Source organism: Streptomyces stoeckheimensis (genome assembly GCF_045822005.1).
GTDB lineage: Bacteria > Actinomycetota > Actinomycetes > Streptomycetales > Streptomycetaceae > Streptomyces > Streptomyces stoeckheimensis.
Genome location: NZ_CP169550.1, coordinates 8,864,879 through 8,879,780 on the forward strand (window position 1 = coordinate 8,864,879; position 14,902 = coordinate 8,879,780).

Consider the following 14,902-nt stretch of genomic DNA (forward strand, 5'->3'; position numbering starts at 1 on the left):
CTGACCTGCTGACCCGGCAGCCGCCAGCCCGCCACGGGTCACGGGCCACCACGAGCAGCGGCGGTCGCGGTCGCCGCCGGCCCGGAGCACGGTCCGGCCGCTCCCGGCTCGGCAGCCACGTACCGCTGCTGACGGACCGTCCCTAAGGGCTTCGCCGGGGCTCCGCCGGGGCTCCGCCCGGCCGGGCGACCGGTGCGGCACAGCGCTCCCCTCGGGCCGCACCCCTCGCGCCACATTCCACGAGCTCCTCCCTTCCGTCTCCGCCCGCGCCGCCCACGGCGTCGGCGGACTCACCGAAAGATGCCGCCAGGTGCCCGATTCCGAGACGTCCCACACCTTCCAGGTCGACCTGCGCGGCCTGGTCGACCTGCTCTCCCACCACCTCTACTCCAGCCCCCGCGTCTACCTGCGCGAGCTGCTGCAGAACGCCGTGGACGCCATCACCGCACGCCAAACCCTGGCGCCCGGGTCCCCGGCCACCATCACGGTGCGCACCGGCGCGACCCTCACCGTCACGGACACCGGCATCGGGCTGACCGAGGCTGACGTTCATCAGTTCCTCGCGACCATCGGCCGCAGTTCCAAGCGGACCCTGGACGGTGCCGGGCTCGACGCCGCCCGCGGGGACTTCATCGGCCAGTTCGGCATCGGGCTGCTGGCCTGCTTCGTGGTCGCCGACGAGATCACCGTGCTCAGCCGCTCGGCGGCCGACCCCTCGGCGCCCGCCGTCGAATGGCGCGGCCACTCCGACGGCCGCTACACGATCCGCACCCTCCCCGCCTCGGCCGTGCCGGAGCCGGGCACCACCGTGCGCCTCACTCCGCGCGCCGACAACGCCGAGTGGACCAGTCCGCAGAAGGTCGCCGAACTGGCCCGGCACTACGGCGGTCTCCTGCGGCACGAGGTCATCGTCGAAGGCCCGCGCGGCGAGATCGACAAGATCAACGAGACACCCCCCTGGGAGCAGACCCACCGCTCTCCGCTGGCCCGCCGCGAGGCCATGACCGCGTACTGCCGGGGCCTGTTCGGCTTCACGCCCCTCGACACCATCGAGCTCGACCTGCCGGCCGCCGGGCTGCGCGGGGTTGCCTACGTCCTGCCCACGGCCATGAGCCCGGCACAGCGGGCCGGCCACCGCGTCCACCTCAAGGGCATGCTCCTCACGGACCAGGCGCCCGAACTGCTCCCGGAATGGGCGTTCTTCGTCCGCTGCGTCGTCGACACCACGAGCCTGCGGCCGACCGCCTCGCGGGAGGCCCTGTACGAGGACGGCACCCTGTCCGCCGTACGGGACGCCTTGGGCGACCGGATCCGCGATTGGCTCACCGGCCTCGCCGCCAGCAACCCCTCCCTGCTGCACCGCTTCATCGAAACGCACCACCTCGCCGTGAAGGCACTGGCCCGCTACGACGACGAGCTGCTGCGCATCGTGCTGCCGTGGCTGCCGTTCGAGACCACCGACGGCAACGTCACGCTGGAGGAGTTCGCGCGGACCCACCCGGCCCTCCTGATCACGCGCAGTGTCGAGGAGTTCCGCCAGGTCGCGCCCATCGCCTCGGCCGCCGGTCTCGGCGTCGTCAACGGCGGCTACACCTACGACCGCGACCTCGTTCTCCGGCTGCCCGAGATCCGGCCGGGGACGTCCGTCACCGACCTCGACCCGGCCACGGTCACCGCCCATCTCGACGCCGTGGACCCGTCCGCCGAGCTCCGCGCGGCGGCTTTCCTCGCGATCGCCCGGGAGACCGTCGGCGTTCACGACTGCGACGTGGTCCTGCGCGACTTCCAGCCGGTCACGGCTTCCGCGCTGCTCCTCGACAACCGGGAGGCCCGGCACGAGCGGACCAGGTCGAGCCTGGCCGCCGACAGCGACGGCGTGTGGGCCGACATCCTCGGGTCCCTGCGCAACGAGACCCCGCGGGCCCAGCTCGTCCTGAACCACCTCAACCCGCTGGTGCGCCAGGCGATCACCATCGCCGAGCGCGGGCTGGCCGTCACCACCGCCGAAGCCCTCTACGGCCAGGCGCTGCTGCTCAGCCGCCGCCCGCTCCGGGCCAGCGAGAGCGCCCTGCTGAACCGGGCCTTCATCGGCCTGCTCACCCACGCCATGCACCAGAGCGGTACCGCTGCACCCGGCTCCGAGCCCCGGAAGGAACTGTAGATGCTGGACACCCCCGAGGCCGTGGTCGAGGCGCTCCGCGAGAACCACGACCGTCCCCACGGTCTGCACCGCACCGTCACCGCCGAGGAGATCGTCGATGCGGCCGAGCTCCTCGACGTGCCGGACACCCTCGTCACGGCGCTGCTGGAGCTGATGGCCTCGTACGAGTTCACCGGCGAGCACCGCAAGTCGCCCGTCGTCTTCGCCCGGCTGCTCAAGTTGTGGGACACGGCCCCCGACACCTTCAGTCAGTGGGAGGCCCATCAGGTCTTCTGGCGCTTCAAGTGGGTCGCCACCTCCCTGCTGCAGGTACCCGAAGTACCGCTGGCCGCGATCCACGGCTGGATCGACACGATGCGCAGCCGCTACACGGCGGCCGACCACGGCATGCAGCCGGTCGCGGCGATGCGCTACCACGTCGCGAACCACACGGGTGCCGGCCTCGCCGACGCCTACGACCTCTGGGCCACCCGCGCGCGTACCGAGCTGAGCGACTGCGAGGCATGCGAGATCCGGCACCTCGCCGAGCACCAGGTGGAGTCGGGTGACGACGCGGGGGCCTTGGAGATCTGGGGTCCCGTGCTCGAAGGCGAGACCGGGTGCACCGAGGAACCGCAGCTGAGCCGGTCGCGTTCGCTCCTGCCGCTGCTGCGCGCGGGCCGCGCCGACGAGGCCCGCTCCCACCACCTCAGCGGCTATCGCCAGGTCCGGGGGAACACCGGAACGCAGGACGCCGTGGGCCTCCACCTGGAGTTCTGCGCCCTCTCCCGCAACGAGGGCCGGGGACTGGAGATTCTCGCCGAGAACCGCCCGCTGTTCGAGGCGACCGGCGCCCCCCTGGCACACCTCGGCTTCCTCACCGGAGCAGGGGTGCTGCTCACCCGCCTCGTCGAGGACGGGCACGCCGACACCGCCGTCGCCGGACCGCCCGGGCGCGACTGGACCGCCGGGACGCTCCTCGACCACGTCCACTCCGCGGCCGGCCGCCTCGCGGCCGCGTTCGACGCGCGCAACGACACCGGCACCGTCGGGGACCGGTTCCGTAGCCGCCTCGCACAGCGTCCGCTCCTCGACGAGCCGCTGCCGCTCGGTCTGCGCACGCAGGTCGCCCGCCCCGCCGTGTCCGTTGTCGCGGCGGCTGTGGCCGTGACACCCGCCGCGGGAACGGACCTCTCCCAGGACGTGGCCACCTTGGTCCGCGAAGCACGCCGGCTGGCCGCCGCGGGACACCCCGGGGAGAACCGGCTCTGGGACCGCATCGAAGAACGCCTGGCCGACGGCGGCTTCGCCCACGACGACGAGCTCGGCCCGCAGGACCTCCTGACGGCAGAGCTCGCCGAACAACGGGCCTACAAGCTCACCAAGCAGGACCGCGACGAGGAGAGCGCCACCGAGTTGAAGCGGGCGGCCGAGCTGTACGAGGGCCTGGGGATGCCCTGGCACGCGCTCAACGCGCGCTCCCGTGCCCTGGCCTGGCGGACCAGTTCCGAGGACACGGACCGCGAAGCGATCCGCGCGGGCCTGGACACGGTCCTGGCCGAGGCGGAGCGCCTCCAGACCCAGGCCCCCCTGACAGCGGAGACCGCACTGGAGTACCTCACCTTGCGGTACGCCGCCGCCTACGCCGCCTACCAGGACGCGCTGCGGGAGCTGCCGGAGACCGAGGGGACCGCAGCGGAGCGGTTCCAGGAGCACGCCCGTACGCTGCGCGCGGAGGCGGAGCGGCTGTCCGTGCCCCACCACGTGGCCAACGCGCTGCAGCTCACCGCGGACCTGGCCGGCCGCGGGGGAGACACGGAAGCGGCCGAGGAACTGCTGCGCGCGGCCCTCGACGCCGTGGACGCCTCGGCCCGGCCCTGGCGCGGTTCACGCCCGCGTGCACTGCTCGCGCAGTTCCTGCTCTCCAAGGGCGAGCCGGACGAAGCGGCGGAGCTCCTGCACCGGGCGCTCGCCGACGCGGCCCGGTACGACGACACGGACTTCGCGCTGGCCCCCACGTACTCCCTGCTCGGGCACGCGGCATCGCACCTCGGGGACCTGGGCGGCGCCGTACGCCATCTCTCCGAGGCTGCCGCACTGTTCGACCAGGACGGGGAGCTCGCCGAAGCCGTGGACGTACGCCTCCAGCTCGCGGACGTGCTGGGGCGCGGCGGCCGGCCGGAGGACGCCGTCGCCGTCCTGGAATCCCTCCTGGCGGACGAGGCGCACGCCCCGGACAACGAACGCGCCTTCGCCCAGGCCCGCCTGTCCCTGGCCCGCGGGCTGCGGGATCTCGGAGAGCACCTGCCCGCGGCGGAGGAGTTCCTGCGCCTGGCGGACACCGTCGCCGCATGGGAAGACGACCGCCCGGTCCAGACCCTGGTGGCGGTGGAGGCCGCCATCACCCTGGCCATGGCCGACCGGTGGGAGGCGGCGAACACCGCCTACGAGCGGGCCGTCGCCGCGCACGCCGAGGCGCCGAACCCGTCGCTGATCATCAGCATGATGTGCCAGTTCGCGCGCCTCGCGGTCCAGGCGCGGGCGGCACAGGGCCTGGAAGCGGCGCTGGAGCACCTCGCACGGGCGGACGCCGTCCGCGCCGGAGTACCGCAGGACGCCGAGGACTTCGCCCACTGGTACGAGCGCGGCACCGTGCACTACCGCCGGGCCTGTGTCCTGGCGGAGGCCGAGCGTTTCGAGGAGGCCCTGCCCGAGGCGGAGGCGGCCATCGCGGCCCACGAAGAGGGCGGAGAGCACGGCGAGGTGCCGCGCGCCGAAGCGGTCCGGATCGCCGCCCTGGTAGAGGGCAAGGGCCTCGCCCTCTACCAGAAGGCCATAGCCAGGCTCACCACCGCCGCAGCCCGCTGCCGCAATGCCGGCCTCCCCGAGGCCGCCGACATCCTGGAGGCCCTCCGCCAGGACTACCTCCGCCGATAACCGTCCGGATCGCCACGGCGCGGGCCGCCACGTCACGATGGCTGCCCGCGCCGCCGTACGTCGGGTCTTGACCCTGATTCAGCGCACCGGCCCCGCGGCGCGCGGCCGAGCTGCTGATCACCGCCGCGATGCGCCGGCTCCCCGCGCTCCGACGGGCATGGCCCGCCGCACCCCCTCCACCTCGTTTGTAATAGGTCAATGGCCACCCTGACTATTACCGTATGCTGCCTTCGGCGCTCCGCCCCGGTCCGTTCGGAACGGGCCGCGGACGTCCGAAGGAGAGGTGTGTCGTGATCGAGCGGTACACGCGCCCCGAGATGGCGGCGGTGTGGAGCGAGGAGACGAAGTACGCGACCTGGGTGCGCGTCGAGGTGTTGGCCAGCACCGCGCAGGTATCCCTCGGTGTGGTGCCCGAGGCGGCACTGGCCGATATCGGGCGGGCTCCAGTGCCGTCCGTCGCGAGGATTCGGGGGCTGGAGGCCGAGCGGGACCACGAGATCCTCGCCTTCCTCGCCGCCTGGACCGAGACCATGCCGGCCGAATCGGCGCGCTGGGTCCACCACGGGATGACCAGCTACGACCTGGTCGACACCGCCCAGGGCGTGCTGCTGGCCCGCTCCGTCGACCTCGTGCTGGACGCGGCCCACACGCTGATCGGGCTGCTGATCGACCGGGCCCTGGAACACTGGGACACGGTCTGCGTGGCCCGCACCCACGGCGTCCACGCCGAGCCGACCACCTTCGGCCACAAGCTCGCCGTCCACGCCCACGCGCTGCACCGCTGCACGGGCCGGCTCGCCGCCGCCCGCCGGGCCGTCGCCGTGGGCACCCTCTCCGGAGCCGTCGGCACCTACGCGCACATCTCCCCGCAGGTCGAGACGTACGTCTGCGGCGAGCTGGGCCTGGGCATCGAGCCCGTCCCCACCCAGGTCGTCGCCCGAGACCGGCACGCCGAGCTGCTCGGCGCGCTCGCGATCACCGGCGCGGTAGTGGAGCAGTTCGCCTTGGAGATGCGGCTCCTGCAGCGCACCGAGGTCGGTGAGGTCGAGGAACCCCGAAGCGGTGCCTACCAGGGCTCCAGCGCGATGCCGCACAAACGGAACCCGACCACCAGCGAACGGCTGTGCGGTCTGGCCCGCATCCTGCGCGCGAACGCCGGAGCCGCGTACGAGAACATCGCGCTGTGGCACGAGCGCGACCTCGCGCACTCCTCGGTCGAGCGCGTCGTCCTCCCCGACAGCCTCGCCGTCGCCCACTACCAGCTGGTCTCCGCCTCCGAGCTCCTTGCCGGCCTCACGGTCGACGACGAACGGATGGCCCGCAATCTCCAGGCCACGCGCGGACTCGTCCACTCCTCCGAGGTCTTCCTCGGTCTCACCGCCGACGGCACCGATCGCGAGAGCGCCTACCGCCTCGTGCAGTCCGCCGCCGACGAGGCGCACACGTCCGGGTCCTCCCTGGCCGAGGCGCTCTCGGCCCGCGGTGTGGAGGCCCCCGAGGCGTGGTTCGACCCCCGCCGGTTCCTCGGCAACCGCGACCACCTGAAGTCCCGACTCGACACCCTGAAGAAGGAGCATCACCGCCATGTGGACATGTGAACAGGTCATCGGAGCCAGCCTCGACGTCGCCGAGGCGGCCGCCCTCTACCGAGCCTCGACCCTCGCCGAGCGCCGCCCGGTCGAGGACATCGGGCGCTTCACGAGCATGCTGGCAGGCGCCAACCTGGTGGTCACCGCCCGGGACGGCGAGGGCCGCCTGATCGGCATCGCACGCTCCCTCACCGACGGCGCGTACTCCACCTACCTCAGCGACCTCGCCGTCGACGTCGCCTGGCAGGGCAAGGGCGTCGGCCGCGACCTCGTCCGTGCCACCCGCGAGGCCGCACCGCGGGCCAAGGTGATCCTGCTCTCGGCGCCCGCGGCCGTCGACTACTACCCGCACATCGGTTTCGAGCGCCACGACTCGGCCTGGACCATGACCGCCACCGCAGGCTGACCGATCACCTGCTCGGGTCTTGTGGCTGCGGATTCGGGTCATTGGTCTGCTGTTGGGCGTCGCGCGGCGGGTTTAGGCTGCGGTTATGCCCCTTCACACCCGCCTCGCCCCCGGCTGCCGCCCTCGCGGCTGCCGGGCGCCTGCGCGGCATGTGCACGGCCGCCGGGTGCGGTACGTGATCGGCTCCGAGCGGGGCCAAGTCAACGGCATGCGATGGCTGTGCGCTGCGCGCACCGTGCGGGGCGCCTGAGGGAGTCTTCCCTCCCGCCGTCCCCTGCCACCCCTCACCGAGCACCACGCGGACACGCTCCTGCGCTCGGCTTGCTCGCTGCCGGTTCTGACCAGCGGTTATCCCGTACGCGGCTTGCGGCCGTGCCGGGCCCGGCCCGTGCCGGCCCGCAGCGGTTCGAGGGAATGCGGTGCGCTACGACGCCCCATCCGTAGTTGCCCCTCCCACGCGACCAGCCCTCTCGGCGATCGCACTGATCCGAAGGTTCCGGGATCACGCCCATGTCGACATCCCCGATACAGCCACCCCTCACCACGGCCACCGACGCCACCGATACCGCCGAAGCGGTCGTGCCGGAGACAAGAGGAGGGAAGCTGCCCCTTGCCCCGCTGCCGGCCCTGTCCACGGCCGCGTTCATCACCCTGCTGACCGAGGCGCTGCCCGCGGGCGTCCTGCCGGAGATGGCCCGCGACCTGTCGGTCGGCGAACCCGCGATGGGGCCAGGCGATCACCGTCTACGCGATCGCCACCGGGCTCGCGGCCATCCCCTTGTCCAAGGCGACCGCGTCCTGGCGGCGCAAGAGGCTGCTCCTGTCGGCCGTGGGAGTCTTCGCCGTCGCCAACGCGGTCACGACAACCTCCTCCACCTACCCCCTCACCTTGCTGTTCAGGGTCCTCGCCAGCATCGCGGCCGCCGCGATCTGGACCGAACTGGTCGGCTACGCACGCCGCCTGGCACCACCTCACCTCCAGGGCCGGGCGATCGCCGTCATCCTGGCGGGAATCCCGCTCGCACTCTCCCTGGGCATCCCCCTGGGCACCTTCCTCGGAGGCCTGATCGGCTGGCGGCCGACCTTCGCCCTGGTGACCCTGGTAGCCCTCGTCCTGGTGGGGTGGATCGCCGTAGTGGTCCCCGACGCCCCGGGGCAGCGCCCCGGGAACAGGCGACCCGTCCTGACCGTGGCACTGGCCGTCGTGATCGCCGCACGCGCGCACGCCTTCCCCACCGGACGGACACCGAGCCCGTCCGAGCCGACCGGCGGATGAAGCCCCGTCACCACACCGGCTGCCCAACGGGTCGTGTGCCGCAGATCAGCAACATCGCGCAGGTCGGCACCATTTATTCCATAACGCTGGAGATCATGACATTCGGTGCGCGCTGCTGGAGCCATCCAACCCGCCCCAGACGCAGGCGCCCGGTTCCGGTGCCCGCCCACTACGACGACGAAGCAGGAGAAGTTCATGAGCACGCACGACCCGGTGACGCCCCCGGCCCCCGACCTCTCGGTGGCCCGGCGACGCAGCGCCGAGCTGAAGGGCCTGATCGCCACCGATCCGGGGCAGTTCCGGGTGCTGACCGGTGACCGGCCGACCGGACGGCTGCACCTGGGGCACTACTTCGGGACCCTGCAGGGCCGGGTACGGCTCCAGGACCTGGGCGTGGACACCTTCGTGATCGTGGCTGACTACCAAGTCCTCACCGACCGGGACGTCGCCGAGCACCTGGCCGAGCACGTCGAGGAACTCGTCCTCGACTACCTCGCGGCCGGCATCGACCCCGAACGGTCCACCATCTTCGCGCACAGCGCGCTGCCCGCCCTCAACCAGCTCCTGCTGCCCTTCCTCTCCCTGGTTTCGGTCGCCGAACTGCGCCGCAACCCCACCGTCAAGGACGAGATCGCCCACTCCCGGCAGGCCTCGGTGAGCGGGCTGATGTTCACCTATCCGGTGCACCAGGCCGCCGACATCCTCTTCTGCAAGGCCGGGGTGGTGCCCGTGGGGCAGGACCAGCTCCCGCATCTGGAGGTCACCCGCACCATCGCCCGCCGCTTCAACGAGCGCTACGGGGCGAACGGGCCGGTCTTCCCCGAGCCCGACGCCCTGCTCTCCGCCGCCCCGCTGCTGCTCGGCACCGACGGCACCAAGATGAGCAAGTCCCGCGGCAACGCCATCACCCTGTCGGCCACCGCCGACGAGACCGCCCGGCTGATCAAGGGCGCCAAGACCGACGCGGTCCGCCGCATCAGCTACGACCCGGCCGCCCGCCCCGAGGTCTCCAGCCTCGTGCTGCTCGCCGCGCTGTGCCAGGACCGCGACCCGCAGACGGTCGCGGAGGAGATCGGCGACGGCGGCGCGGCCCAGCTGAAGAAGGTCGTCACCGAGGCCGTCAACGAACACTTCGCCCCGCTGCGGGCACGTCGTACGGAGCTCGCGGCCGATCGGGGGCACGTACGGGACGTCCTGCGGCGCGGCAACGAGCGCGCGAACGCGGTGGCCGAGACCACCCTCGCCGAGGTCCGGGCCGCCATGGGCATGGCGTACTGATGCCCGGCCCCGCGTGGTTGCGGCACGCCGCCGAGATCCGGGCGGTCCCCGTCGACCGCGCCCTCGTCGCTCGCGGCGCCCTGGGCATGTTCGTGCCGCTCGCCATCGGCCAGTTGGCCGGGCGGCCCGACCTGGGCGCCGCGGCCGGCCTCGGCGCGTACGGCGCGGCCGTCGACGACACCGCCGCACCCTGGCGCACCCGCGCCCTCACCCTCCTCCTGCCCCAACTGGGCGGTGCGATCGGACTCGCCCTGGGCCGGATCACCGGCGGCCAGGCGTGGGCACAGATCCTGCTGGTCGCCGTCGTCGCCCTGGTCTCGGGGCTGTTGTCGACCATCGGCCGGATCAGCGACATGGCCGCCCTGGTCCTGCTGCTCGCCACCACCATGGGCCTCGGACTGCCCACCGCCCCGCCCTGGTGGCAGGTACCGCTGCTGTTCCTGCTCGGTGGCATCCCCCTGATGCTGCTCTCCCTGACCGACGCCCTGCGCCACCCCGGGCGCGCCGAACGACAGGCCGTCGCAGGGGCCCTGCGCGCCGTCGCCGACCTCCTCGACGCCGACGAGGACACCTGGACCGAGCGCCGCCACCGGGCGACCGGAGCCATGGACGCCGCCTACGACACCGTCGTCATCCGCCGGCTCTCCCCACCCCGCCGGGGCAGCACCGCCGCCCAACTGGCCGCCCACCTCGACCGGCTGATCGAAGTGATCGCCTCGGCCCCCGCCGTCCGCACCGCCCGGGCCCGCGAGTCGGCCGCCGAGTACGCCGACGCGGTACGCCGGATCGCCGATGCCGTCGAGACGAGGACCCCCGGCCCGATCGCCCTGCCTCCTGCCCCGCCGGACCAGGCCGGACGCGCACTGCGCGCCGCCGTCGCCGCACTCGCCACGCCCGGCGAGGAGCCCGCGGACGGCAGGACCCGCCTGCTGCCGACGCGCCCCGCACCCTTGCGCCGGCTCGCCGGAGCCGTGGCGGGCAGGTTCCGCGACCCGGCGGCCCGCCGCTACGCCCTACGCCTGACCCTGTGCCTGACAGTGGCCCAGACGGTCGCCTCCTTCAGCGGCCTGCCTCGCTCCGGCTGGCTCGTGCTGACCGTCGCCCTCGCCGTCCGGCCCGCCCTGGGCACCGTGCCCGCCCGGCTGATGACCCGCGCCCTCGGCACCACGGCCGGGGTCCTGATCGGACTCGCAGCCATCACGGTCCTGCCGCCCGGCTGGTGGAGCGTCGGCGCCGTGGTCGTCCTGACCGGCCTGCTCCAGGCCTACGCCCGCCGCAACTACGCCCTGCAGACCCTCTTCCTGACCCCGGTGATGCTGCTGCTCGCCGACCCGCTGGGCCTGGCGGGCTCAGCCGTACCCGCAGCCCGCCTGATCGACACCGTGGCCGGCTGCGCCGTCGCCCTCGTCTGCGGCTACCTGCTCTGGCCGGAGGACACCCGCGCCCGGGTCCCCGACCGGCTGGCCCGCGCGTACGAGGCCATGGCCGAGTACGCCGACCACACCCGCATCGCCTCCGGCGACGCCGGGGCCCTGCACACCCTGCGCCGTCGCATCCACGGAGACCTGGCCGCCGTACAGACCGAACTCACGCGCCTGCACACCGATCCGCGCCACCACGACGCGCTGGAAACCTGGCGGGACGACCTCGCCCACGCCGAGCAGGTCATGGCCGGCCTCACCACCACAGCCGTCACCAACCACCGCGACACGCCGTGCTGCCCGTTCCGGCCACCCACCAGGGCCGTGGGCCCGAACCGCGTCCCCTCCCCGAGCCCCGCCAGGAGAACCCCGCCGTCAACAGCAGTGCCGCCGCCGCAAGGTTCTGAAACCTCAGAGCCCCTTTCGGATCTTGCCCCGATCATGCCGGCCGGGGCCGGACGGACGGGGGACCCGGCCGGCCCTTTAATTGACTGGCACGCGGTGCGCGGGCCTGCCTAATGTGACGGCGCGACCGCGTCCCCCGATGCGCTCGGCTGCGGCTACTTCCTTCCGAAACCAAGTGACGCCGCGGCCACTTCTGATCTCGGGGTGGCGCGGGCGCATCCGTGCCCCGCCCGTCCCTCCGCCCCGTCGGACGCCTCGGACGGGGCTCCCCATTGACCTTGGATCCGGGGGGATTCCCTGCCTCGCCACACCCCGCGCACGTCGAAGATCTGGTCCGAGATGCTCGTGGCCCCGCACATCTCCGCCGCGGCGGCCCGTACCGCCCCCGATCCGTGGTCCCACCAACACCCCACCGGGGCGGACCCGCTCACTTACGAAGGCGGCCCCGCCTTCGTCCGGGAGCCGCGCGAGGAGCTCTTCCTCCTGGCCGTGGGGAACTTCGTCACCCAGCAGACCTTCTACGAGAGCGGCCCGGAACGCGACGAGCGGTACACCCGCCTCGTCGGTGAACTCGCCCTCCAGGACCCCGCATGGACGGCCGGCCTGCTGCGTTGGCTCCGAGGCGAAGGAAACATGCGTACCGCCTCCCTGATCGGCGCGGCCGAGTACGTCAGGGCACGGCTCGCCTCCGGGTCCTGCGTGGGGCCGTCCAACCGGTCCGTCATCGACTCCGTGCTCCAGCGCGCAGACGAACCCGGCGAGTTGCTCGCCCACTGGACCTCGGCCTACGGGCGGAGCGTCCCACAGCCCGTGAAACGGGGCATCGCCGACGCCGTACGGCGGCTGTACTCCTCCCGCTCCCTCCTGAAGTACGACACCGCGTCCAAGGCCTTCCGCTTCGGCGACGTCCTCAACCTCGTCCACGCCACACCCGACCCGGCCAAGCCCTGGCAGGGCCAGCTGTTCCGGCACGCCCTGGACCGCCGGCACCACCCGGACAACGCTGCGCCGCCGCCCGGCGACCGGCTGCTCACCGCACACCGGACCCTGATGGAACTGCCGGCGGACGAGCGGCGGGCCGTGGTCACCGGGCCGGACGGCGCCGAGCGGCTGGCCGCGGCGGGCATGACCTGGGAGGCCCTGGCGGGCTGGCTCCAGGGACCGATGGACGCCGCCGTGTGGGAAGCCGTGATCCCCTCGATGGGATCGATGGCGCTGCTCCGCAACCTGCGCAACTTCGACGGGGCCGGGATCTCGGACGAGGCGGCGGCCGAGGTCGCCGCACGGATCTCGGACGCCGAGGAGGTCGCCCGGTCCCGGCAGTTCCCGTTCCGCTACCTGGCCGCCCACCGCCATGCACGCTCTGCGCGCTGGTCGGCGCGGCTGGAGGTGGCGCTGAGCCACTCGTTGGCCAACGTACCGGCCCTGACCGGCCGGACCCTGATCCTGGTGGACCGGTCTTACTCCATGTTCTACGACACCGTCTCGGAGCGGTCCACCCTGACCCGGGCGGACGCCGCGGCCGTCTTCGGCACGGCGTTGGCGATGCGCGCCGAGGACGCTGACCTGGTGGAGTTCGGATCGTCGAGCGCGCAGGTCTCCTTCCGGTCCGGGGAGCCGGTGCTCGACGTACTGAAACGGTTCAACAACCTCGGGGGCACTGACACTGCCAAGGCGGTGCGCGCCCACTACCGGGGCCACGAGAGGGTCCTGATCGTCACCGACGAGCAGACAGGCCCGCACCTGGGGCGCCGAGGTCCGGCGGAACCGGTCCCGGAGGACGTCCCGGTCTACACCTGGAACCTGGCGGGGTACCAGCCGGCCCACGGCCCCGGCGGCCCCAACCGGCACACCTTCGGCGGCTTGACGGACGCCGGGTTCCGGATGATCGGCCTTGTCGAGGCCGGCCGCGAAGCGCGATGGCCATGGACGCCACAGAGCTAGGGGGTGCCCTGGGGAACGGGCAGGACACCCCCTGGAGTCAACGGTTGTCGTACACGCCGCACAGTCGACCACCAGGTCAGCCGACTTCCAGCCGCGGTTCCAGACGTCTGTTCGTGTCCGGGGCCGCGGATACCCCGGTCCCCTCTTCATCCGCGAGGGCAAGATCTCCACCGCCGCCGGGGTCACCAGCGCCCTCGACCTCACCCTCGCGTTCATCGAGGAGGACCACGGCGCGGCGCTCGCCCGCGAGGTCGCGCGCGAACTCGTCACCTACCTCCAACGCCCCGGGAACCAGGCCCAGATGAGCCTGCACGTCGCCGCCCCGCCGCCCCGCCGCCCGCGCACGACCTGGTGGGCGCGGTCGCCGACCACATCGCCGCGCACCTGGACCACGACCTCACCACCGAGGCACTGGCCGACCTGGCCCGAGTGAGCGAAAGGCACCTCACCCGCCTGTTCACCACCCCCTGATCTCGCTTCCGGTCATCCCCGTACCCGGGCCCGTACCAGCGCCGAGCGCGAGTTCTGCCCGCCCGTCGCCGCCGAGGAAGGTCCCGAACGAGAATTGGAGCCCAGGACTGTCGACGAAGGGGAGATGGCTGTGAAGAACGCACTGAACTTGTGGCGTCGAAAGCTCGGAGAGGTGCCCGAGTCGGTCTGGGAACAGACCGAGCTCCATGTGCTGATCCTCGCGGACAACGGACTTACGGCCCTCCCGCCGGACATCGGGGGGCTCCACCGGCTGAAGACCCTGGACCTGGGCCACAACGCGCTGACGTCGGTGCCCGAAGAACTCGGCGGGTTGACCCAACTCAGCGACTGCCTCTACCTACACGACAACCAGCTGTCCCGGATTCCCGACTCTCTGGGGAACCTGACCCGGCTGCGTTACCTCAACGTCGGTGAGAACTCCCTCACCGCCCTGCCGGAGGCCATCGGTGGGATGAGCGGCCTCATCGAGTTCAGGGCGCAGCACAACCGGCTCACCACCCTGCCCGATGCCATCGGCCGGCTCCGCAACCTGCGTGAGCTGTGGCTCCGAGGGAACGCGATCGAGCACGTGCCGTCGTCGGTGGCCGAGCTGCACGAACTGCGCCACCTGGACCTACGCGAGAACTCCCTGACCGGGGTGCCGGAGGCACTGGCCGGCCTCCCACGACTGCGCCAGATCGACCTGCGGAGCAACCGCCTCGGCCGGCTGCCCGACTGGCTCGCCCTCATGCCGTCGCTGGAGAAGCTGGATCTGCGTTGGAACGAGGTCGATCCCGCTCTACCGCTTCTCGGCGAGTTGGAGCAGCTCGGGTGCGTCGTCCTGACGTGACAGCGACGACTTCCTTGCTCCCTCGCTGCCTCGCGCCCCAGTGCGGCTGTTTCTCCCTACTCCCGCGGGAGTAATCCGCTCGCCCGGGCCACCCCCGGCAGTACCGGCGAATTCGGTCTCAGGCGCGACGATCCGGTCTTTGCCCGCCGGGAGTCTTGGAAGCACACAAGACACCCGGACCGGAG

11 protein-coding genes are annotated in these 14,902 nt (G+C 72.5%); 10 read left to right on the forward strand and 1 reads right to left on the reverse strand.

What is annotated here, in order from left to right:
• Window positions 1-310: 310 nt before the first annotated feature.
• The 9 genes from ACE1OC_RS40215 to ACE1OC_RS40255 all read left to right on the forward strand — a co-directional run bounded on the left by ACE1OC_RS40215 (window position 311) and on the right by ACE1OC_RS40255 (window position 13,396).
• On the forward strand, window positions 311-2,161 hold the full coding sequence (locus tag ACE1OC_RS40215; protein ID WP_407841222.1) for an HSP90 family protein: 1,851 nt from the start codon (window positions 311-313) through the stop codon (window positions 2,159-2,161).
• Entirely contained in the window at window positions 2,162-5,077 is a 2,916-nt protein-coding gene (locus ACE1OC_RS40220; protein WP_407841223.1) for a hypothetical protein, read from the forward strand.
• Between the two features lie 290 nt (window positions 5,078-5,367).
• On the forward strand, window positions 5,368-6,675 hold the full coding sequence (gene purB, locus ACE1OC_RS40225) for an adenylosuccinate lyase (protein ID WP_407841224.1): 1,308 nt from the start codon (window positions 5,368-5,370) through the stop codon (window positions 6,673-6,675).
• Window positions 6,662-7,072 (forward strand): GNAT family N-acetyltransferase, encoded by a 411-nt coding sequence (locus ACE1OC_RS40230; protein ID WP_407841225.1) that lies wholly within the window; start codon window positions 6,662-6,664, stop codon window positions 7,070-7,072. Before purB ends, ACE1OC_RS40230 begins: the two co-directional genes overlap by 14 nt.
• Before the next feature lie 85 nt (window positions 7,073-7,157).
• Window positions 7,158-7,322, forward strand: a complete 165-nt coding sequence (gene trpM / locus ACE1OC_RS40235; protein WP_407841226.1) for a tryptophan biosynthesis modulator TrpM — start codon at window positions 7,158-7,160, stop codon at window positions 7,320-7,322.
• A 528-nt stretch (window positions 7,323-7,850) separates the two neighbouring features.
• Window positions 7,851-8,348 carry an MFS transporter gene (locus ACE1OC_RS40240; protein ID WP_407841227.1) on the forward strand — a complete coding sequence of 166 codons (498 nt, stop codon included), beginning with the start codon at window positions 7,851-7,853 and terminating at the stop codon, window positions 8,346-8,348.
• A 195-nt stretch (window positions 8,349-8,543) separates the two neighbouring features.
• A complete protein-coding gene (gene trpS, locus ACE1OC_RS40245) occupies window positions 8,544-9,626 on the forward strand; it encodes a tryptophan--tRNA ligase (protein ID WP_407841228.1) in 1,083 nt (360 codons plus the stop codon).
• The gene (locus ACE1OC_RS40250; RefSeq protein ID WP_407841229.1) at window positions 9,626-11,566 is read left to right on the forward strand and encodes an FUSC family protein; all 1,941 of its coding nucleotides are present in this window, start codon (window positions 9,626-9,628) and stop codon (window positions 11,564-11,566) included. Before trpS ends, ACE1OC_RS40250 begins: the two co-directional genes overlap by 1 nt.
• A 225-nt stretch (window positions 11,567-11,791) precedes the next feature.
• Complete coding sequence (locus ACE1OC_RS40255; RefSeq protein WP_407841230.1) at window positions 11,792-13,396, forward strand: TROVE domain-containing protein; 1,605 nt, start codon at window positions 11,792-11,794, stop codon at window positions 13,394-13,396.
• A 76-nt stretch (window positions 13,397-13,472) separates the two neighbouring features.
• Here ACE1OC_RS40255 and ACE1OC_RS40260 read toward each other — a convergent pair whose 3' ends face one another.
• Window positions 13,473-13,709 carry a hypothetical protein gene (locus ACE1OC_RS40260; protein WP_407841231.1) on the reverse strand — a complete coding sequence of 79 codons (237 nt, stop codon included), beginning with the start codon at window positions 13,707-13,709 and terminating at the stop codon, window positions 13,473-13,475.
• Between the two features lie 282 nt (window positions 13,710-13,991).
• On the opposite strand from ACE1OC_RS40260, the gene ACE1OC_RS40265 reads away from it, so the two are divergent.
• Window positions 13,992-14,717, forward strand: a complete 726-nt coding sequence (locus ACE1OC_RS40265) for a leucine-rich repeat domain-containing protein (protein WP_407841232.1) — start codon at window positions 13,992-13,994, stop codon at window positions 14,715-14,717.
• Window positions 14,718-14,902 lie beyond the last annotated feature (185 nt).